Here is a 21,306-nt window from a genome sequence, read left to right as displayed (position 1 = left end):
GGTGGCCGTTCGAGGCGAGGACTATGAGAGAGGCCGTAAGCAAAGTCGAGGCGCTGCAGCGCTCGAAGACGCAGGGGATCTCGCTGGACGACGTCGAGCGCGGCGTGGCGCAGGCGACGCGCGCGCTGACCGCCCTGGCGCATGACGACGGGCATATCTGCTTCGAGCTCGAGGCGGATGCCACGATCCCGTCCGAGTACATCCTGTTCCACCATTTCCGCGGCACGCAGGTCCCCGGCGACCTCGAGGCCAAGATCGGCAACTATCTCCGCCGCACCCAGGGGCGGCACGGCGGATGGGCCCTCGTCCACGAGGGGCCATTCGACATGAGCTGCACGGTCAAGGCGTATTTCGCCCTCAAGATGATCGGCGACGACATCGAGGCGCCGCACATGCGCCGGGCGCGCGAGGGCATCCTGTCCCGCGGCGGCGCGGCCAACGCCAACGTGTTCACCCGCTTCATGCTCGCCCTCTACGGCGAGGTGCCGTGGCGCGCCGTGCCGGTGATGCCCGTCGAGGTGATGTTCCTGCCGAAGTGGTTCCCATTCCACCTCGACAAGATCAGCTACTGGGCGCGCACCACCGTGGTGCCGCTGTTCGTGCTCCAGGCGACGAAGCCCCGGGCGCGCAACCCGCGCGGCATCAGCGTGCAGGAACTCTTCATCACGCCGCCGGAGAGCGTCCGGCGCTGGCCGGGCTCGCCCCACGCCACCTGGCCCTGGACGCCGATCTTCGGCTTCATCGACCGGATCCTCCAGCTCGTGGAGGATCACATGCCGCGCAAGAGGCGGCAGCGGGCCATGGAGAAGGCGCGCGCCTGGGTCAGCGAGCGGCTGAACGGCGAGGACGGGCTCGGGGCGATCTTCCCCGCCATGGTCAATTCGGTGCTGATGTACGAGGTGATGGGCTACCGGCCCGACCACCCGCAGGTCCGCGTCGCCTGCGACGCCATCGAGAAGCTCGTCGTCGAGAAGGCCGACGAGGCCTATGTCCAGCCCTGCGTCTCGCCGGTCTGGGACACGGCGCTCGCGAGCCACGCGCTGCTAGAGGCCGGCGGCCCCGAGGCCGAGGCCCAGGCCCGCGCCGGGCTCGACTGGCTGAAGCCCCGTCAGGTGCTCGACATCGTCGGCGACTGGGCGGCGCGCAAGCCGAAGGTCCGGCCGGGGGGCTGGGCGTTCCAGTACGCCAACGCCCATTATCCCGACCTCGACGACACCGCCGTCGTGGTGATGGCGATGGATCGCGCCATGCACCAGCACGGCCTGGTCGCCGGCATGCCCGACTACAAGGCCTCCATCGCCCGCGCCCGCGAATGGGTCGAGGGGCTGCAGTCCGAGGATGGCGGCTGGGCGGCGTTCGACGCCGACAACAACCACATGTACCTCAACCACATCCCGTTCTCGGATCACGGCGCGCTGCTCGATCCGCCGACCGCGGACGTGACCGCCCGCGTGGTCGGGATGCTGGCCCAGCTCGGCGAGACCCGCGAGACCTCCCGGGCGCTGGACCGCGGCGTGAACTACCTCCTGAACGACCAGGAGGAGGACGGCTCCTGGTACGGCCGCTGGGGCATGAACTTCATCTACGGCACGTGGTCGGTGCTCTGCGCCCTCAACGCCGCCGGCGTCGATCCGGCCGACCCGCGGATCCAGCGGGCGGTCTCCTGGCTCGTCCGCATCCAGAACCCGGATGGCGGCTGGGGCGAGGACGCGTCCTCGTACAAGATCGACCCGGCCTTCGAGCCCGGCTCCTCCACCGCCTCGCAGACCGCCTGGGCGCTTCTCGCCCTGATGGCGGCCGGCGCGGTCGACGACCCGGCGGTGACGCGCGGCATCAACTTCCTGACCCGCACGCAGGGCGCGGACGGGTTCTGGAAGGAGGAGCGCTACACCGCCACGGGCTTCCCGCGGGTATTCTACCTGCGGTACCATGGCTACCCGAAGTTCTTCCCGCTCTGGGCGATGGCGCGCTTCCGCAACCTCAAGCGCGGCAACAGCCGGCGCGTCCAGTTCGGCATGTGATGTGAGGGGGCTGGCCGCGAGGGCCGGCCCCGCCCCGCCGGATCGCAGCGCGTCCGACCGTCCCGGTGACCGACTCGCGAGCCCCGGTATCCGACACGTGGCCTCCTCAGACAGCGATCCCGCGGGACCGGGCAAGCCCCGCCCCGTGCCGGATCGGCCCGCCGCCGCACCGCGGCGCTCGCGCCTGCTTGCGGACCTCGCCGGACTGGTCCACCAGCGCGCCATGATCGACCCGACCGCACCCGTCCTGGCCGTCACCGGCCTCGCCCGCGAGCGCCGCATGGCGGCAGGGGAGGGGGTCGAGGCGGTGGGCGCCGGCGGCAACCCGCACCGGCTCCGCCAGCTCCTCGACGCGCGCGTCCCACCCGGGTGCCGGGCCGTCGTCAGCTTCGGGATCGCGGGCGGGCTCGATCCGTCGCTCAAGCCCGGGGACGTGGTGGTGGGCACCGGCGTCGTCGGCGAGGAGGGGCGGCGCGCCGTCGATCTCGACCTCTCGGCGACGCTCCTCAACGCCCTGTCGGGGGTGGGGCCGCGGGTGATCCCGGCGGATCTGGCCGGCGTCGACACGGCCGTCCTCGCCGTCGACGGCAAGACGGAGTTGCGGGCCGCGACGGGAGCCGCCGCCGTCGACATGGAGTCTCACGTGGCCGCGTCCTTCGCCGGGCGGCACGGGCTCCCCTTCGCGGCCCTGCGGGTGATCTGCGACCCTGCCGGCCAAGCGCTGCCGGCCTTCGCCGCGGAGGCGCTCACGGCGGATGGTGAGCCCGACATCGCGGCGGTTTTCTTCGCCTTCGCCCGCGGCCGGGCACGGCTCGGGGATCTGATGCGGCTCGCCCGCGATTCGAACGCCGCGTTCGCGGCCCTCGGCCGGTGCCGGGCGCGGCTCGGGTCGGGACTGGGGATCCCGATACCGGGACAAAATCCGGCTTCCGGTTGAGGGTGCGGCCACCCATCATCTTTGCGAGCGCAGCGGAGCAATCCAGCAGCGCCACGCCGGTCGATGTCGTGGTTCACCGGGTTGCTTCGCAGCGCTCGCAAAGACGACCGGTTCGAAGGCGCAAAGAGGCGCCGGCCTGATCGGCCGGCGCCAGTCGGGGGTCACCACGAGACGGCGCGAGGCGGAAGAACCCCGCGCCGGGATGAACCGGCCTCAGCCGGCGTTCTTGCTGAGCGAGACCGCGACGAAGCGCGTCTGGCCCTTGCCGCTCTTCACCCGCATCAGCACGGCCTTGCGCCCGCTCGACTCGGCCGACCGGATCTGTGCCGCGACATCCGCGGGACGGGACACGCTCTGGCCGCCGACGTCGAGGATGACGTCGCCCGCCTCGATGCCCTTCGCGGCCGCCGGCCCGTCGGGATCGACCTGCACCACCGCGACGCCCTGATCGGACAGGCCGACCTCACCGGCCGGGGCGAGCTGCAGACCGAGCCGCGGCTGGCCGTTGCCCGAATCCTCGTCGCGGCTGGCCATCTTGGAGCCGTCGGTGGGCATGGTGCCGAGCGTCACCGTGGCGGTGTCGGACTTGCCGCCGCGCAGGTAGCTCAGCTCGATCTTGGCGCCCGGCTTCATGCCGGCGATCTTGCGCGACAGCTCGCGGGCGCTGTCCACCGTGTCGCCGTTGACCTTCTCGATCACGTCGCCGGCCTTGAGCCCGGCCTTGGCGGCCGGCGTGCCGTTCTCGGCGTGGTCGACCAGGGCGCCCTTGGCCTTGTCGAGGCCGAGCCCCTCGGCGATGTCCTGCGTCACCGGCTGGATCTGCACGCCGAGATAACCGCGGGCGACCCTGCCGTCGGTGCGGAGCTGATCGACCACCGCCTGCACGGTCTCGGCGGGGATCGCGAAGGCGAGGCCGACGCTGCCGCCCGACGGGGACGCGATGGCGGTGTTCATGCCGACCACCTCGCCGTTGACGTTGAAGGTCGGACCGCCGGAATTACCCTTGTTGATGGGCGCGTCAATCTGCAGGAAGTCGTCGTAGGGACCGGCGCCGATGTCGCGGCCGCGGGCCGAGACGATGCCGGCGGTCACGGTACCGCCGAGGCCGAACGGGTTACCGATCGCCACGACCCAGTCGCCCACCTGCGGCGCGGCCTTGCCGAACTGCACGTAGGGGAAGTTCGAGCCCTCGGTGATCTTCAGCAGCGCGACATCGGTCTTGGAATCCTTGCCGATCACCTTCGCGTCGAGGGTGCGGCCGTCGTCGAGGGTCACCTGCACGGTTTTGGCGTGATCGACCACGTGGTTGTTGGTCACCACGTAGCCGTCGCCCGAGATGATGAAGCCGGAGCCGACCGCGCCGCGCGGACCCTGGTGCTGAGGCTGCATGCCGCCGGGGCCGTTCTGGCCGAAGCGCTTGAAGAATTCACGCAGCTGCGGCGGCACGTTCTGGAGGTTGCGGCCCTGGCTCGGGCCATCATCGTCGTCGCTGCTCGCCGAGTCGTCGAGCTTGACCTTCACCGATACGACGCCGGGCTTCACCTTGTTGACGATGCCGGCGAAGGAGCCCGGCGGATGCTCGGGGGCCTCGATCGGCGACTTGGGCAGGGCCTGCGCGTAGGCGGGCGTGGCGGACGGCAGGTAGCCGCTGCCGAGGGCGCCGCCGGCGATCAGCGCGGCGGCCGCCACGGAGGCGAGGGCGCGGCGCGAGGTGCGGCCTGAGGGACGGGTCTCGGTCATAGGGGTCTGAACCTCTTGAAACTGATCGGGACGACGCCGGCTCACGCGGCGGTCGATGGGATCTGTCTAGAGGGCCGCCCCTGACCCGGGCGTGGCGGTCAAATTACCGTTTGGACAGGTGGTGGTGCGGCCATGCGGGGTTAGGGTCATCCGCAGGTTGCTGGCATGCGCGCATGACGGCCGGGTCGTGTCACCGATCGAGTTCGACCCGGCCGTCCTTACGCGCGGAGTGAAGCAGGCCAATCGCCAGCATACCCTTCGCGGTTGCGCTTCGCCCCTGACGACAGAGGGGCGCGTCAGCAGCAGCGTTCGAACGGAAGTCGCATGACGGCCCGGACGGCGCGGCCGGCCGTGCCGGGTCTGGGCGAGACGCGATCAGTCCCCGCTCAGCCGGACCAGCGCCTCCTCGATCTTCACGAGCCGCGCCGCCTCGCTCTCGCGCCGCTCGCGATTCTCGTCGATGATCTCCTCGGGCGCCCGGGCCACGAAGTCGGCATTGCCGAGCTTGGCGTCGATCTTCTTGATCTCGCCCTGGGCCTTGCCCTGCTCCTTCTTCAGGCGCGCGACCTCGGCGGCGAGGTCGACGACACCCTCCAGCGGCAGCGCTGCGACGCTGCCGCGCACGAGCAGCTGGACCGAGTTCCTGGGCGGCCCCTCCGCGAAGGTGATGTCCGACAGCCGGGCGAGGCGCAGCAGCGTGTCCCGCCACGCCTCCACTCGTGCCCGGACCTCCGGAACCGCACCGACCATCACCAGCGGGATCTGCGCGGCGGCCGGGACATTGGTCTCGGAGCGCGCCGAGCGGATCTGGCTGACGAGATCGACCACGAAGCCGACCTCGGCCTCAGCGGTCGCGTCGGCGAGTCCGGCCAGGTCCGGCCAGGGCGCCAGGGTCAGGAGCCCGCGCTCCGGCAGGGCTGCGCCCTTGATCGCCCACAGTTCCTCGGTGAGGAAGGGCATGAACGGGTGCAGGAGCTTGGCGACCTGATCGATCAGGAACGCGACGCTGGCCTGCGTCTCCGCCCGGACTGCCGGATCGACGCTCTCGCCCTGCAGCACCGGCTTGGCGAGTTCGAGATACCAGTCACAGAAAATGTTCCAGACGAAGCGGTAGGCGGCGCCCGCCGCATCGTTGAAGCGGAACGCCTCCAGCGCCGCCGTCACCTCCGCCACCGCGCGGGCCGCCTCGGTCAGCGCCCAGCGGTTGATCGCACCGGTCGCGGAACGCGGGTCGAACGCCGGATCCAGGCGGCAGCCGTTCAGCTCGGCGAAGCGGGCGGCGTTCCAGAGCTTGGTCGCGAAGTTGCGGTAGCCCTGGACCCGGTCGGTGGACAACTTGATGTCGCGGCCCTGAACGGCCAGCGCGCAGAGGGTGAAGCGCAGGGCGTCGGCCCCGACCTGATCGATCAGCTCCAGCGGATCGACGACGTTGCCCTTCGACTTCGACATCTTCGCACCCGACGCGTCCCGCACCAGCGTGTGCAGGTAGACCGTGTCGAAGGGAGCCCGGTCGGTGAGGTGCAAGCCCATCATCATCATCCGGGCCACCCAGAAGAACAGGATGTCCTTGCCGGTCACCAGGGTGTTGGTCGGGTAGAAGCGGGCGAAGGCCGGCGTGGCATCCGGCCAGCCGAGGGTCGAGAACGGCCAGAGCGCCGAGGAGAACCACGTGTCGAGGACGTCCTCGTCGCGGGTGAGGGCGACCGGCCGGCCGACTTTCGCCTCGGCCTGGGCCAGGGCCTCGGCCTCGCTCTCGGCGACGAAGACGCCGCCTTCCGCGTCGTACCAGACCGGGATCTGGTGGCCCCACCAGAGCTGGCGCGAGATACACCACGGCTCGATGTTGGTGAGCCACTGGAAGAAGATCTTCTCGTAGTTTTCGGGGACGAATCTGGTCTGTCCGTCGCGCACCGCCTGGAGGGCGCGTTCGGCCAGCGGCTTGACGTTCACATACCACTGGTCGGTCAGGTAGGGCTCGATGACCACGCCCGAGCGGTCGCCGTGCGGGACCGCGTGCGTGTTCGGCTCGATCGTGCGCAGGCGCCCGCGCGCCTCCATCAGCTCGACGACCTTCCTGCGCGCGTGCGCCCGGTCGAGGCCGTGAAGCGCCAGCGCCTCGGGCTCGGGGGCGGCGTCGGCCAGGAACGCCGCGTTGCCGTCGAGGAGCATCTGACCTTCGGGGTCGAGCACGTTGATCAGGCCGAGGCCGTGGCGGCGGCCGACGTCGAAGTCGTTGAAGTCGTGTGCCGGGGTGATCTTCACCGCGCCGGTGCCCTTCTCGGGGTCGGAGTACTCGTCGGCCACGATCGGGATCAGCCGGCCGACCAGGGGCAGGCGCACGCGCTTGCCGACCAGTGCCGTGTAGCGTTCGTCTTCCGGATGGACCGCGACGGCGTTATCGCCCAGCATCGTCTCGGGGCGGGTGGTCGCCACTGTGATGACCGCGCCGGTCTCGGCGCCGGCCTCGTCCACCACCGGGTAGTCGAAATGCCAGAGGTGGCCCTTGGTCTCGATCTGCTGGACCTCCAGGTCCGAGATCGCGGTCTGGAACTTCGGATCCCAGTTCACCAGCCGCTTGTCGCGGTAGATCAGGCCCTGACGGTGCAGGTCGACGAAGGTCTTGAGCACGGCGCGGCTCAGCCCTTCGTCCATGGTGAAGCGTTCGCGGGACCAGTCGCACGAGGCGCCGAGCCGTTTCAGCTGGTTGACGATGGCGCCGCCCGATTCCGCCTTCCAGGCCCAGACCTTCTCGACGAAGGCGGCCCGGCCGATCTCGCGGCGGCCTGGCTCCTGGCGCTCCATCATCCGCCGCTCGACCACCATCTGGGTGGCGATGCCGGCATGGTCCGTCCCCGGCTGCCAGAGCACGTCCTTGCCGCGCATGCGCTCGAAGCGGCAGAGGATGTCCTGCAGGGTGTTGTTGAGGGCGTGGCCCATGTGCAGCGAGCCCGTCACGTTCGGCGGCGGGATCACGATGCAGTAGGGGCTTGCTCCGGCGCGCTCGGGCCGTCCGCCGCGAAACGCGTCCGCCTCAGTCCAGGCGGCAGAAATCCGCGCCTCGACGGAGGCGGGCTCGAAGGTCTTGTCCATCATCGCGGGTACGGGCCGGCGCTTGTCCAAACGGGGTCGGCCCCGCTTTCGACCGTCACGCCGCTCCCGTCAACACGCGGTGGGCAGGGCCCGGTGCTCGGACCCAGGCGCAGCGGCTCACCGGCCGCGCGAGACCCGCTCGATCTCGGCGCGCACGAGACGCTCCACCACGGCCGGCAGATTGTCGTCGAGCCAGGACTTCAGCATGGGCCGAAGCATCTCCTTGACGAGATCCTCGAGCGTGCGTGCGTTCTGGGTCAGCACCGTATGAGCCAGCAGGTTGAACGCACCGCTGACGCTGGCATCGGTCGCCGGCGAGACGAGGGCCTCGGGCTCCGGCTGCGGGGCCTGGAAGGCAGGCTCCGGCCGCGTAGCCTGGAAGGCAGGCTCCGGGGGCTTGCTTGGCGGTGCAGGCGGTTCCGGCACCAGCTCCGGCTCCCGCGCGACGGGCTCCGGATCGTCGAAATCGATGGCGTCGAAATCGAGGGGCTCGGGCTCCGGCGCGACGACGCGCGGCCGCACCACGGGCTCGGCGGCCTCGGCGAGGTCCAGCACATCCTCCGGCTCGGGCGTGGCCGTCTCGGTCGGCTTCGTCGCCTGATCGTCGGCGATGATCCGCCGGATCGACGCGAGGATCTCTTCCATCGAAGGCTCGTGCGCCTTGTCGGCAGCCTTGTCCTGGAAATTCGAATCCTGGATCTTGGGGCTTGCTGCACTCATCGGCAGGCGCACTCGGGCATGGGAGACTGGAATGCGACCCGGGCGGGTCGGTGTTCGATCAGTATTTCATGCCGTTTCGTTGCGGCAAGCGCGCCCGCACCACACTCACCGTGGAAAAGACCTCAGCGTCCGTCCGGCGTGCGCAGGCCGAACCACAGGTCCTTGACCTGATCGTAGTGGACCTTCGCGCTGTAGTATTCCACCGGCAGTGCCGTGAAGCGCGCCGTCAGCTGTCCGATCGCCTGCACCACCCCGTAGGAGAAGATCACCCGGTCGCGCTGGGCGAGGATCAGGTTCACCCGCGAGTTCAGCAATTCCTGCTGTGCGTTCAGGACGTCGAGGGTGGTGCGCTGGCCGACGCGGGCCTCCTCGCGCACGCCGTTCAGCGCCACCTCGTTGGCCTGGACCTGAGCCTGGGCGGCGATGACCTGCGCCTTCGCGGCCTCCAGCCGGCCCCAGAAATCGACGATCTGCGCCCGGACCTGATCGCGGACCTGATCGACCTGGATCCGCGTCTGGCCGACCGTCTCCTTGGCCTGGCGGATCTGCGCGTAGGTCTGGCCGCCCTCGTAGATCGGGATGTTGAGCCGGCCGCCGACGAAGCCGACGAAGAAGCTCGTGTTCGGGCCGTTCTGATCGTAGAGCTGGCTGAGCGAGCCCTGAAGGCTGAGGCTCGGGGCGAGCTGGCCTTCCAGCACCTTGACCTGCGATTCGGCGGCATCGACGGCGTGGATGGCCGACACGATCTGCGGATGCTCGCGCAGGCCGACGGCGATGGCCGCGTCGAGGCTCCCCGGCACGAACCGATCCAGCGGCCGGCCCGGCGCGAGCTGGCGCGGCTCGACGCCGATATTCTGCCGATAGATGCCGATGCTGGTGCGCAGGGCTGATTCGGCCGCGCTGACCTGCGAGCGGGCACCGGCGAGGCGCGCCTCCGCCTGGGCCACGTCGGTCCGGGTCACCTCGCCGACGTTGAACCGGTCGCGCGTCTGCCGGAGCTGCTCTTCCAGCACCTCGACGTTGTTGCGGTTCAGCTCCAGCGTCGCGGTGTTGCTGAGCACGTTCATGTACGCCTGGACGGCGTTGTAGAGGACCGTGAGCTCCGTATAGCGGAGCGTCTCGCGCTGGCTGTAGACGGTCGATTCGGCGCGCCGGGTCAGGTTGTCGGTCTGGAATCCGTTGAAGATGGTCTGCGAGACCGTCAGATTCGCGCTGCTCGGCAGATAGGTCGTCCGGATCGTCCGGCTCGATCCGATCGTCTGCGTCGCGATGTCGGTCGAGCCTCCGACAGAACCCCCGACGGCGGAGGCCGTCTGACCGGTGCCGCCCGTGGTGAACGAGCCGGCCGTCCCCGTGCCGGTCGTGCCCGAGGTGGTTCCGATACCCGTCGACGTACCGAGACCCGCGCCGGTGCTCGCACTCGTACCCAGAGCGCTGCCGGCACCCGTCGCTGTCGCGCCCGTGCCGGTCGAACTCGCGGCCGTGAGAGCGCTCGCGCTGCGGGTCTGGAGGTACTGGACACCGATGGACGCACCGACGTTGACCTGAGGCCGGTATCCGGATTGCGCGATCGCCACGTTCTCATCGGTCGCCCGAACGCCCGCACGGCTCGCGTTGAGCGTCGGATTCCCCTGGTAGGCCTTCGCGAGCGCGCTCTCTAAGGTCTCCGCAGCGGACGGTGTCGCTGCCAAGAGCGCGAGCGCGGAGACCATTCCGACGGAGCGGAACTTCAGGCAACCCGCTTGTGGACGCAGTGTCACGATAAACAAGCCCTTGCGGTCTCTTTCAATCCGGATTCCCGAGACGAGAACGGCCAAGGTACGGCGTTACGCTGGTATCCGATCAAGCCCGCCCCACGGTTAGGCTTAGCGCAAAAGCTGCGATCTGGCTCGGGTCAGCAGTGCAGATGGCAACCGAATATAAGGCGCTGGGGCTTTCAGGTGACACATGGCCCGAAGTCGATCCAGACAAGGCGCACGGCGGTCGACGGCAGACGCTGCCATGGGGCCGAAGAAGCCGCGCTCGCCCGTCCTCGCTCCAGCGGAGGTGGCGGTTATCGTCGGCGCCCGGCGCCACACACTGCCGCCGCCGGACGACGGCCTCTACGGTCTGAAGCCCACGTTCCCGCATCTGGCCCGCTCGTCACTCCGCCGCGGCCCGGGACCCGGCACGGCATCAGCCGCCTGCCGAAGATGGAAGGCGCCAAGCGCCGGAATGAGCGCTTGGCCGATGTTGGCATTGGCTGCGTCCACATCGACATCGAAAAGGCCTGGATTGAGCAAGGCAAAGTCCGCCTGTTCGTGGCCATCGACGGCACTTCGAAGCCGGCTCTCGCCAAGCTGGACGCTCAAGCGAACCCTGACCGACAACGGAGTGCAATTCCGCCCTGCCGCGGGCAATCGCTCAAGTCCGATCGTCTGGTACGGCCGGCTTATGCTCGATCGCATCTGCCACGACCACGGCATCGAGCGGCGCTTGACTCAGTCCAACCATCCGTGGACCACCGGTCGGGTCGAGTGAATGAGCCGCACCATCGAGGACGCGGCGGTCAAGCGCTCCCGCAACGACACGCACGAACAACTCCGGGACCGCTTTCAGGTGTTCGTCGACGCCTACGACCACGTCCGTCCGCTCGAGACTCTGCTTGGCCTCACAACCTAAGAGCTTATCGTTCGGACCTCGACGAGAAACCGAGCGCTTCGGGCTCGATCCGTCACCCCACTTCCGAGACCAAGCACTCAAGGGAACGGCGTGGACGCCGGGTTATGGGAACTTTCCAGCGCGACGATGGCGACGTGCAGCCACGCCTCATCGACGACATCGTTCCGGCCCGGATCGGCAATATGACGAATATCGTCCCCTCGCGCGTTTGGAATGCACGCCCACGGTCAACCATCCGAGCTCTGCTGCAAGCAATGAGTGCTCGTCTCGACCGGGCGGAGCTTCATGCGTCGAACCGACCATGCTGGGACAATGGTCCTTGTCACTCGCGCAGGCAAACCGTTCCAGGCCACATTCCTGCACAGAAGGTTCTGGAAGGCGGATGTCGATACGCACACTTCATGACCGTGTCAGGTCGACTGGCAACGCTTCCGCAGAATTTTGAATCAAGAATGAGATGGGCAATTCATTATGGCTTGTTAACAAAGTGATAATTATATCGACGATCATCTCCAGCCAATTTTTCATCCTCTCATAAGCAGCATTCCAGAGGCCTAAGGATGGATACCCAGCCAAAAATCAGCATCATAATTACCTGTTTTAATTATGGAAAATATGTAGCGACCGCAATAAACAGCGCGCTGGCTCAAAACGGCGTGAGTTTCGAAATCATAGTCGTAGATGATGGTTCAATCGACAATTCGTGGGAGGTTATCAGCTCCTACGGCAATAAATTGAACTCCTTTCGAACAGAAAATCGTGGCTCAATACCGGCCTGTCTGTACGGAGTCTCAAAGTCATCTGGCGAATTTCTGATGTTTCTTGATGCGGATGATGTGCTGTATCCTCACGCTGTTTCAAGCATATCTCAGTATTTGACGGATGAAGTTTCTAAAGTTCAATTTGCTCTCGATCCAATAGGGCCTGACGGAAAAATCATCGGGCTATCTTTCCCATCCTTGAATGACTCTGAAGGAAGTGATCAATTCAGACGCGACATTCAGCGCAGGGGTTATTATGTCATACCGCCAACCTCCGGGAATATTTGGAGGAGGTCGTTGTATGAAGGGCTTGGTGATATCAGTTACGATTTCGGTATCGATGGGGTCGCCTATTTGCTGGCGCCTTACAGGGGGCAAGTCATTTCAATCAACACGGCTCTTGGGCAGTATCGATTGCATGGTACCAATCTCTCTGGCGCTGGTTCAGTGAATGCCCAGCGGTTAAGACGTGATGCTCATGTCTTTGAGAAAAGATTGAGGCACCTCGCAAGCTTGTTGAACCATCACAATCTAGACGGATCGGAGACTGAAATACATTCTCGCTATCTTTATACTCTTCAAAGAGAATTCATGGCCGATGTGTTGGATCAAAAATCAATCTCATTCAGCCAAGTTACGGGAATTTTGAAGCGGGCGAAGCAAGAGGTCAGTCCTATTCAGTTCATACCAATCCTACTGTTCATCACAAGCCTTTGGACATTGCCGAACAAAATGGCGCGATCGATAATCAATGCCCGCATCAATCCTATGGCTTATCCCTATCTGCGCTCAATAATTCGCCGGGCGAAGAGAATTATATCTTAGATGGGGTGCATTTTGAGTTTTGCAGAAGATCTATATTTTTTGTTCGCCGAAACAACGTGAGCCCTATTCGAGGTTCGATCGACGTGATCGGGCATCCCCTGAGATACGCTTGTCGAGTAACGACTTGGTGGGCACGCCGCTGAGTTGATCATGTGAGCACACAGGGGCCTGAGCGGAACGGTCCCGGGAAAGTCCCTGAGCATGTGCGCTCGAAGGTGCTCATCACGCTGCCACGCAACGTCCCCCATTGTTTTGACCCGTCTTGAGCGCGAGTGTGCCGGCTTTGTAAGATCTTGAAGGGAGGAGCGGAGCCATAAAGAAGTGCAGGTTCAGCGAAGAGCAGATCGCGTTCGCGGCGAAGCAGGCCGAGACCGGGACACCGGCCGCGGAGGCACTGCCGGGATGGGCATTACCGAGCAGAGATTCCACCGCGCGAAGGATCTCTGTGGTGGATTGGTCACAGGCGAGCTACGGCGGCTGGAGCAGCGCGAGGACGAGAACCACAGGTTCAAGCAGCGCGTAGCCGATCTCAGCCGCGACAAAGATGGCCTGCCGGATGTGCTCGCAAAAGAGATCTGACGCCTGCTCGGCGACGCGAGCTTCTGCGCCAGGTTCAGGAGGCACACGGGGTCAGGGAGTGGCGCGGCTGCGCCGCGCTCGGCATCGGCCAGTCGAGCATCCGCTGCCGTTCGACCAAGCTCGATCAGGCACCGCTGCCGAATAGACAGACTGAGGAATAATATCATATAAACTTAACCGTACCAATTGGGTTTATGGCAAAGCTTACGATATATGTGTTCAAACCGGCCCGATCTGCCTTAAGCGATTTTGATCTGAAACGGAGGCATGATGAGGATCATCGATCTGCGCACCGCCGGCGGCCAAGCGACCGCAGCTGTCGAAGGCAGCGACGTGTGCATCGTGGGCTCTGGTCCTGCCGGTAGCACCATCGCCCGTGAACTCACACGGAGCGGCCTGCGTGTGACGATGCTGGAGAGCGGCAGTCACGAGCGGCAGTCCGATGCAGACGCGCTCGACGAAGTCGAGAACATCGGACGCGCACGCCTCTCAGTCGATGACCAGTGGCACGTACGCAATCGAATTATCGGCGGTAGTTCGCACACTTGGGGCGGCCGCTGCGCCGCCTTCGACGAAATCGACTTCGAGCACCGCCCTTGGGTGCCAGCTTCCGGCTGGCCCTTCAGGCGCGAAATCCTCGTTCCTTTTCTTGAGCGCAGCGCCGAATACCTCGGGCTGGTCTCCGGCGAGGGCTTCAGTGACGACCGCTTCTGGAGGCTTGCCAATCGCCAAGCGCCGGCCGCACCCGACCCACGGCTATTGCTGCCGTTTTTTTGGCAATTCAGTCGCGACGGCGAGCATGCCTACCGGTTCGAGTACATGCGGTTTGGACCGCGTATTGACGATCGGCTTGGCCCCAACTTCACGTTGCTGACAAACGCCACCGTGATCCGGATCGATCCGGTCGAATCCGGTAAGGCCGTTTCCTCGGTTATTGTTGCCGCGCCTGACGGACAACGGTTCACGATACCGGCCCGCACCGTTGTGTTGTGTGCGGGTGGCATCGAAAACCCACGCCTGCTCCTCTCATCAGATAGCGTGGTCAAAGGCGGCCTGGGCAACGACCGCGACCTCGTCGGCCGCTATCTCATGGACCATCCCCGCGGCTCAATCGCGTCCTTCCCGGTCGAGAGCTCGAGAGAGGTTGAGCGCCGCTTCGGGCGCTTCACCGTGCGCGGCAACCTGTTCCGGGCCGGCCTGCGGTTGAGCCCGCAATTGCAGCGCGAGGAAGGATTGCTCAACGTCGCGGCCTGGCTCGGAGAGGAAGTCGCACCGGGCGACCCCCTTGAGGCGCTTAAGCGCATCGCCTCGGGACGCGCCAAGTTGAGCGAAGACGTCGGCGTGCTAGCGGCCAGTCCAGGCCTGCTGGTGCGTGGTTTACATCAGTATTTCGTTCAGGCAAACGGCTTTCCCCGCAAGCTCTCGTCCCTGACGCTTGACGCGATGTGCGAGCAACGGCCGGATCCTGATAGCCGGATTACTTTGTCGGACCGGCGCGACCGTTTCGGCTCGCGGCTGCCCCGCATCGACTGGCGTGTACATCCGGACGAAGAGCGTTCCATGCGCCGCATGGCCGAAGTCGCCCGCGACAGCTTCGCGGCGATGGGACTTCCGGTTCCTGAACTCGAACCTTGGGTGCGGCACCAAGCACCTTTCCCGGACTCGATCACCGACGTCGGCCACCCGACCGGGGCAACGCGGATGGCGGACGATCCGACCATGGGCGTGGTGGACGCAGATCATCAGGTCCACGGGGTCGACGGGCTCTACGTCGCCGGCTCCTCGACCTTTCCCACGGCCGGCCACGCCAATCCAACGCAGATGATCGTGGCAACCTCTCTGCGCTTGGCCGACGGCCTCAAGGCCCGTGTCCGGTCTGCCCGCCCGCCCGCCATTTGCACTTCGCCGGCCGGCGAACAGAACCCAATACGGGTCTTGCTCACCGGTGCCACCGGGCGCATCGGCCGAGTTGTATTAGCCGACCTCGCTGCGCGGGGTTACCGGGTGCGAGCGACGACGTCCAAGTCCCTACCCTTAGACTCACGTGCGCCGGGGCTCGAATGGCGGCATTTCGACCTTTTGCGCCAAGATGGCTACGATGCTCTGGTCGAGGGCTGTGATGCAATCCTCCACATTGCTGCCGAGATGCACGACCCTGCTCGCATGCCGCAGGCCAATGTCGAGGCGACTCGGCTGCTCGCCGCAGCGGGCGAGCGGGCTCAGGTGCGCACCTTCGTCTACACCAGCTCAGTCGCCGTTTATGGCAGTGGCCGCGGTCGCATCATGTCTGAGGACGCCCCCGTGCTGACTGCCGATCGAGACGTGCCCAACGAGTACTGGGCCATCGACCAGACCCGAGCCTACGGCCGCACGAAACTCGCTGGCGAGCTTGCGTTGGCCGCCGAGGCACGTCTGACCCGCTACGTGGCGCTGCGCCCGACGGTAGTCGTGGGTCTCCCAGAACTCATTGAAATCCGTGATTGGCCCCGTTCGAAACGCGTCATTGCGGCCCACCGTCACGCGCACCACGTCTACGTGGGCGACGTCTCAGATGCGATCCTGTGGGCGATGGAGCGGGGGCTCTCCGGCGTTGGCCCTGCCGGGAGCTTCGAGACCTTCAATGTAGGCGAGGACCATTTCGCGACGCCGACGCACGCCGATTTTATGCTTAAGGCGTATGATGCGACCGGCGACTTACGCTTTAAGGTACCGCCCGTGCCGCCTGCGGTCGATTGGGTTCGCGACTTTGCGCGTTTCCGCCGCCTGCCATTGCGCAACCCGCTGTGGCGTATGCGCTTCCCCGCGAACAAGATTGCCGCAGCTGGCTGGTCTCCGCCATTCGGCATGGCCTGGGCGCATGCCGAGGCACTGCGCCTCTTGCGCGTTGAGGCGGCTTGCGAAGCGTTACCACAGCAAGGCGCGAAACCTCGTTAGCAAGCACAAGATAACCGGCTCAACAGCCTCCTTCGACGAACCGGCCTTCTGACGGACCCTTAAATGATCGGGCTGAGCAAGAGCTAATGAACGTTCAAATATCAATCCCCGCCATCTTAGCCTATAGCAAGCAATTTTCAGGAAATGAATTTTGGAACGATGAATTTATAAGTTTCCTTGATAAGACGAGAGCATAAAAACTCGCGTATGCGCGAGTGAGAGTCGGATAATCTGCTCAATTCGCGTCATATGCAATTGAAGTTTTGCGAACGGTCAATACTTAAACTGGCGAGTCGCCTTAATAAATGCTGATCGGTGTTGTTTTGTTGTTGGATCGAACCGATCATGTAGTTGATCGATCTCAGTTCTAAGCCAATTCATTCCTCGCGGCCCATTAAAAACTCATCGGCCGATCGTTGTGACGGGTTGGCAATTGCCGAGAACAATATTAATGGACGTGGGTAAATCAAGCGTTGGTCCAGCTGTCTTATCTGTACCGCCATCCAACTTCGTCGAAAGGCCGTTTGTTAACCTAATAGCCGCTGAATGAGTCGACTAAGATGGCGGACTGAATTTTCCCATTTGCTACAAACTATCTGCTGAGGAGCTTAAAGTCAGTTCCGATGAAAATCATCCATATTCTTAACCATACAAAGAAATCAAATGGGCATGTCCATGCTGCGGTCGACCTGGCATGCGAGCAGGCGCGACTAGATCATGCTGTTCTCATCGCTAGCGCCGGCGGTGACTTTGACGATTTGCTGCAGGACAACAAAGTTGGAACGAGATACCTCGCTCATCGGCGAAAGATACATCTCGTTCCATCTGAGATGCTGGCGTTTTATCGGTTGTTGCGAAAGGATCGCCCCGATATTGTGCATGCGCATATGATGACCAGTGCAGTCCTGGCGTGGCCATCCTGCATGATGCTTGGCATTCCTTTAATTACAACTGTACACAACGAGTTCGAACGAAGCTCCATCTTGATGGGGCTTGGCAAGAAGGTCATCGCAGTTAGCGAGGCCGTGAAAAAGTCGATGTCTAGGCGAGGCATTAAGGAAAAGAAGCTTGCGGTCGTGCTGAACGGCACAATTGGTTCCGCCCGATTGAAAAGTGTGGATCGCAAGCAAGTCTCTCTTTCAAAGCCCAATGTCATGTTCGTAGGAGGACTTCATCCTAGAAAAGGCTTGATTGATCTATTCGATGCCTTCGAAATTGTCTATCGATCCAGGCCGAATTGCAAATTATATATTGTCGGGGGCGGCCCTATGATCGACACATACACTAAATATGTTTCCGATCTGTCCAGCGCAAATTCGGTCGAGTTCCTTGGGACAATCCAGCAGCCAGTTTCCTATTTGGCCGCGGCGGATATCTTCGTTCTGCCCTCCCATGCGGACCCTGCACCGCTCGTGATCTCCGAAGCAAGAGAGGCGGGTTGTGCAGTGATCGCGACCGACGTCGATGGAATTCCGCAGCTGTTGAACGATGGAAAGGCCGGTATTCTTGTGCCCGCGCGAAGGCCAGACGCCCTTGCACGTGAGATGTTGCGGTTACTGGACGATCCGCAACAACTGGCGTTCTGGAAAATCCAAAGCCAGAACCAGATACAATATTTAACCATCTCGCGTGTTTGCGCCGAAACGATTGAGGTCTACAAATCAGCTCTGTGACAGACCCGCACGATCATAGTCGACACGAGCTTAAACAGTGCTGCATACGCTGTTTGGCTCTCGTGACGGCATGAAGCAAAGTCGCCGCCCTGACGCGCCGGCGTCGCTGCGCGCGATGCCGACTGAGAGCGCTCAACAGATCGGGCACGGATCGTTTGGCAGGCGTTGGTGGATGTGACACGCCCGCTTCTGCCCGATGATCTCTGGACCTTGAGTGCCCCGCTCCTTCCACCACCCCGGCCCCGTCTCAAGGGCGGACGCCGTCCGGTCGCGAACCGGGCGGCGCTGATCGGCCTTCTGTTTGTGCTGCGCTCAGGTCTGCACTGGGGAATGCTGCCCGCCGCGATGGGCTGCGGCTGCGGGATGAGTCGCTGGCGGCGCCTGCGTGACAGGCAGGGGGCGAGCGTCTGGGCGCGCCTGCATCCAGGTCATGCTGGAGAGCCTGCACGCGGCGAGTGAGATCGACTGGATCCGGGTGAGTTCGGACACTGCGTCGGTCCCTGCGGGAAAGGGGCTCTGCCACCGGCCCGAAGCGGACGGACCGGGGCAGGCCGGACACGAAGCGACACTTCGTCACTGATGCGCGCGGGACGCCGCTCGGCTTCTGCCTGAGCGGGGTCAATCGGCACGACAGCCCGATGCAGGCCCCGACGCTCGACGCCATCCCGCCCCTACGGAGCGGACGGCGCTGGCGACCGCGCCGACGGCCCGGAAAACTGCGCGCCGAAGGTCAAATGCCAGGGCGAGGCGCCAGATGTGCAGGGCCCGCGGGATCGTACCGGGTATCGCCCGCAAGGCACCGAGAGCAGCGAGCGGCACGGGCGTCACCGCTGGGTCGTCGATCCTTCGACAAGCTCAGGATGAGGGCATCCACGCGTGGTTCAACCGCTACCGCCTCCTGCCAATCCACTACGAGCGACGCGCCGATATCGACAAAGCCTTCACCAGCCTCGCTGGAAGCCTCATGATACTCAACTCGCGCAAACGGTTCCGTTAGGCGCTCTAGATCGGTTCACGGAGGAAGCGGTGGCTCCACCAGATCTATAATTTCCTGACGGTTGAGCTCGGATAGGCGATGTTCAATGCCGCCGAGCACTCAGCAGTGCTCAACCCGAAACGTACTCGCAATTGAAAAACTTACCGCCTACGCTAAAAGCCCCCCTGCGGCTCGGGCTCATTGGGCAGCCTGCTGGCAACGAGGCACAGCCCTAAACTCGCCTGGATGGTTTTCGCGCTGAGTAGCCGGGATCAGTCAGCAAGCCGCATCACATAAACTCGATCTTGGAAATTTGAGTGTTTAAGCAAAACGTGTCTATGATATGGCTATTTCGTCCACGAGTCATGATCTTGAAAGCATTCTTCGTCTATCGGTAAATTTGCGGATGGATTCGTGAGAAATTCGATGTTTCTGCCGGGATGTTTCTAATGAGTTCCAAACGAGCGCTTAACGGTGCCCTGTTAACAATTTCTTCAAAGATAATTGGAAAGGGAATCGATTTTATCACGTTACTTGTTCTCGCAAGAACGCTCGGACCCAGTGAATTCGGCATCGTTGCGATTGCGATGACGTTGATATCGATAATCGATATGATTACCGATTTCCCAGTTGGTGCTGCCCTCATTTGCATGCCTAACATTTCTAAATCACATCTAGACACTGCCTTTACAATTAATCTAGCAAGAAGTTTTTTGATAGCGTCTGTAACTGCTGCGCTGTCCGTGCCGTTCGCCGCAATCTACGGAATGCCTCAATTGCATGATTTAGTATTAGCACTAAGTTTGTGTTCGGTCGCGCGAGGCATGACAAGTCCTGGCATCGCTTTAACGGTAAAGAATTTGGATTTTAGACCGACATTCGTTATCGAAACGTTTGGGAAAGCTATAGGTAGCATAGCTGCCATCACCTGCGCATATATGGGCGCGGGAGTTTGGTCGATTGTCGTAAATACTGTTGTAGCTCCAGCGGCATCCTCAAGCCTGTCATATATTATCGCCCCGTGCTGGCCAAGATTAACTTTTCTGCAGTACAAATATTTTCTTTCATTCTCCGGCTGGCTGAGCCTATCGAAGGCATTTGCCGCATTCAATTGGCAGTATGATAGACTATTGCTAGGTAAATTTGTAGATCACGCGCAGTTTGGCAGATATACTATGGCCAATGACATCGCGGCGCTGCCGGCGCAGAGTCTGATCTTGCCAACAGTAACACCGATGATGTCAACGTTCGCAAAATCGACTGGCAATCGACCGATACTCACTCAACAATACGAACGATGCTTGCGAGCAGTTTCGATGGTCGGGGTCCCCATATTTTTTGGCCTTAGCGTTGCAGCAGACCCCCTAGTTCGAGCACTTCTCGGAGAAAAATGGCTCTCCGTGGTGCCGTTCTTGCAGATAATCGCGATTGAGCCCATTTTTTACTTATTGACTCAGCCATTTCCAGCGCTTGCTGCTGCACTTGGAAAGACAAAGATTTTATTCAATCTGTCTTTCGTCGAATTTATGCTGAAATTGCCAGTGATTGCGATCGGCGCCTGGCAGTTCGGTGCCGAGGGAGTCATATTATCACGGCTGCTGTGTTCATTTATATTGATGATAATAACGATGTATTGCTTAAAATCGATGATTGGGCTGAGTCCGTTTACACAGCTGCGACAATGCGCAATACCATTGATGGCCGGAGCCGCGATGTATTGTGCGGTTGGTCTATTAGGGGGAACTATCGCCGGTGTCTTTGTCAATATATATGTCACCACTGCGGTTGTCGTTTCTGTCGGTGCAATGGCATATTTGCTTGCCCTTCTAATTGCAGGATATAATATTAAATCTCTCGTCGCAGTTTTTAGATGACGTGTAAAATATTCACGAGTAAGTGTTCGCTGACATGCGTCTCAGTGGGTTAAAGGCGGGGCCTGGATACAGTGATGTCATGAAGGCCCTTATCTATCCTATGTCTTGACCTTCGATCTCGTCGCACCTCTTGGTCGCCAGTGCGCGCCGCTCCTGATTGCGTGAAAAGGTGCGAGCGGTTCTTGATGAGGCGGAGATCATCACAGCATCAATATCGTTTGTGGCGCGTCGCCACAGCCGACGCCATCGCTCCTCTGTCGCTGTCGACGTGAGGTCAGGGATGAGGAGGCGGCGAGAGGCCAACTTGGCCTCCCTTCGTTCCGCTCTCTCTTCCGGCGCCGGTCGGGCTACCGATGCGTGATCATGGTCAGCAAGGTCGCGCCATCGAGGTGGAACACATCGGCGACCATGGGCTGTGTGTTGAGGCCGTTGAACATACGGCCTTGGTCCGGGATCTCCACGCGGCGCCGCGGGATCGATGATCCCCGTTCCGTCGGGCTTGCGCCTGTGGCTGA

The 21,306-nt window shown here is 63.0% G+C and carries 11 protein-coding genes and 2 pseudogenes; 9 read left to right on the top strand and 4 right to left on the bottom strand.

Annotation, left to right across the window (positions count from 1 at the left end; all coding sequences use genetic code 11):
• Positions 1–23 precede the first annotated feature (23 nt).
• On the top strand, positions 24–2,021 hold the full coding sequence (gene shc / locus MMSR116_RS24095) for a squalene--hopene cyclase (protein WP_010681942.1): 1,998 nt from the start codon (positions 24–26) through the stop codon (positions 2,019–2,021).
• A gap of 223 nt (positions 2,022–2,244) precedes the next feature.
• A complete protein-coding gene (locus MMSR116_RS24090; RefSeq protein ID WP_039892138.1) occupies positions 2,245–2,958 on the top strand; it encodes a phosphorylase in 714 nt (237 codons plus the stop codon).
• A 213-nt stretch (positions 2,959–3,171) separates the two neighbouring features.
• Here the strand turns inward: MMSR116_RS24090 and MMSR116_RS24085 are convergent, their stop codons facing one another.
• From MMSR116_RS24085 to MMSR116_RS24070, 4 genes are all read right to left on the bottom strand, one after another.
• Positions 3,172–4,698, bottom strand: a complete 1,527-nt coding sequence (locus tag MMSR116_RS24085) for a Do family serine endopeptidase (protein WP_010681944.1) — start codon at positions 4,696–4,698, stop codon at positions 3,172–3,174.
• 375 nt (positions 4,699–5,073) lie between these two features.
• On the bottom strand, positions 5,074–7,791 hold the full coding sequence (locus MMSR116_RS24080) for a valine--tRNA ligase (protein ID WP_010681945.1): 2,718 nt from the start codon (positions 7,789–7,791) through the stop codon (positions 5,074–5,076).
• 114 nt (positions 7,792–7,905) lie between these two features.
• Positions 7,906–8,508 carry a DUF2497 domain-containing protein gene (locus MMSR116_RS24075; protein ID WP_010681946.1) on the bottom strand — a complete coding sequence of 201 codons (603 nt, stop codon included), beginning with the start codon at positions 8,506–8,508 and terminating at the stop codon, positions 7,906–7,908.
• Between the two features lie 122 nt (positions 8,509–8,630).
• Positions 8,631–10,220, bottom strand: coding sequence for a TolC family outer membrane protein (locus MMSR116_RS24070; protein WP_051072105.1), 1,590 nt, complete (start codon positions 10,218–10,220; stop codon positions 8,631–8,633).
• A gap of 808 nt (positions 10,221–11,028) precedes the next feature.
• Here MMSR116_RS24070 and MMSR116_RS24065 point away from each other — a divergent pair.
• The 7 genes and pseudogenes from MMSR116_RS24065 to MMSR116_RS24035 all read left to right on the top strand — a co-directional run bounded on the left by MMSR116_RS24065 (position 11,029) and on the right by MMSR116_RS24035 (position 20,791).
• Positions 11,029–11,169, top strand: a complete 141-nt coding sequence (locus MMSR116_RS24065; RefSeq protein ID WP_158169119.1) for a hypothetical protein — start codon at positions 11,029–11,031, stop codon at positions 11,167–11,169.
• Positions 11,170–11,729: 560 nt separating this feature from the next.
• On the top strand, positions 11,730–12,755 hold the full coding sequence (locus MMSR116_RS24060) for a glycosyltransferase family 2 protein (protein WP_083920165.1): 1,026 nt from the start codon (positions 11,730–11,732) through the stop codon (positions 12,753–12,755).
• Positions 12,756–13,068: 313 nt separating this feature from the next.
• Positions 13,069–13,480: pseudogene (locus MMSR116_RS24055) on the top strand (transposase); the annotation flags it as partial.
• A gap of 124 nt (positions 13,481–13,604) precedes the next feature.
• Positions 13,605–16,268 (top strand): GMC oxidoreductase, encoded by a 2,664-nt coding sequence (locus MMSR116_RS24050; RefSeq protein WP_010681951.1) that lies wholly within the window; start codon positions 13,605–13,607, stop codon positions 16,266–16,268.
• A gap of 623 nt (positions 16,269–16,891) precedes the next feature.
• Positions 16,892–17,941: a glycosyltransferase family 4 protein gene (locus MMSR116_RS24045; RefSeq protein WP_010681952.1), complete on the top strand. Its 1,050-nt coding sequence runs from the start codon at positions 16,892–16,894 to the stop codon at positions 17,939–17,941.
• Positions 17,942–18,115: 174 nt separating this feature from the next.
• Positions 18,116–18,938 (top strand): annotated as a pseudogene (locus tag MMSR116_RS24040) (IS5 family transposase).
• 428 nt (positions 18,939–19,366) lie between these two features.
• Positions 19,367–20,791, top strand: coding sequence for a lipopolysaccharide biosynthesis protein (locus tag MMSR116_RS24035; protein ID WP_010681954.1), 1,425 nt, complete (start codon positions 19,367–19,369; stop codon positions 20,789–20,791).
• Positions 20,792–21,306 lie beyond the last annotated feature (515 nt).

This window comes from Methylobacterium mesophilicum SR1.6/6 (assembly GCF_000364445.2).
Classification (GTDB): Bacteria; Pseudomonadota; Alphaproteobacteria; order Rhizobiales; family Beijerinckiaceae; genus Methylobacterium; species Methylobacterium mesophilicum_A.
The sequence above is the reverse complement of the archived record's forward strand: the minus strand, read 5'-3'. Positions and strand labels throughout refer to the sequence as shown.

Bases quoted from the DNA above. Each gene is read 5' to 3' on its own strand.
- shc (WP_010681942.1), top strand. From the start codon at position 24: ATGAGAGAGGCCGTAAGCAAAGTCGAGGCGCTGCAGCGCTCGAAGACG.
- MMSR116_RS24090 (WP_039892138.1), top strand. From the start codon at position 2,245: ATGATCGACCCGACCGCACCCGTCCTGGCCGTCACCGGCCTCGCCCGC.
- MMSR116_RS24085 (WP_010681944.1), bottom strand. From the start codon at position 4,698: ATGACCGAGACCCGTCCCTCAGGCCGCACCTCGCGCCGCGCCCTCGCC.
- MMSR116_RS24080 (WP_010681945.1), bottom strand. From the start codon at position 7,791: ATGATGGACAAGACCTTCGAGCCCGCCTCCGTCGAGGCGCGGATTTCT.
- MMSR116_RS24075 (WP_010681946.1), bottom strand. From the start codon at position 8,508: ATGAGTGCAGCAAGCCCCAAGATCCAGGATTCGAATTTCCAGGACAAG.
- MMSR116_RS24070 (WP_051072105.1), bottom strand. From the start codon at position 10,220: ATGGTCTCCGCGCTCGCGCTCTTGGCAGCGACACCGTCCGCTGCGGAG.
- MMSR116_RS24065 (WP_158169119.1), top strand. From the start codon at position 11,029: ATGAGCCGCACCATCGAGGACGCGGCGGTCAAGCGCTCCCGCAACGAC.
- MMSR116_RS24060 (WP_083920165.1), top strand. From the start codon at position 11,730: ATGGATACCCAGCCAAAAATCAGCATCATAATTACCTGTTTTAATTAT.
- MMSR116_RS24050 (WP_010681951.1), top strand. From the start codon at position 13,605: ATGAGGATCATCGATCTGCGCACCGCCGGCGGCCAAGCGACCGCAGCT.
- MMSR116_RS24045 (WP_010681952.1), top strand. From the start codon at position 16,892: ATGAAAATCATCCATATTCTTAACCATACAAAGAAATCAAATGGGCAT.
- MMSR116_RS24035 (WP_010681954.1), top strand. From the start codon at position 19,367: ATGAGTTCCAAACGAGCGCTTAACGGTGCCCTGTTAACAATTTCTTCA.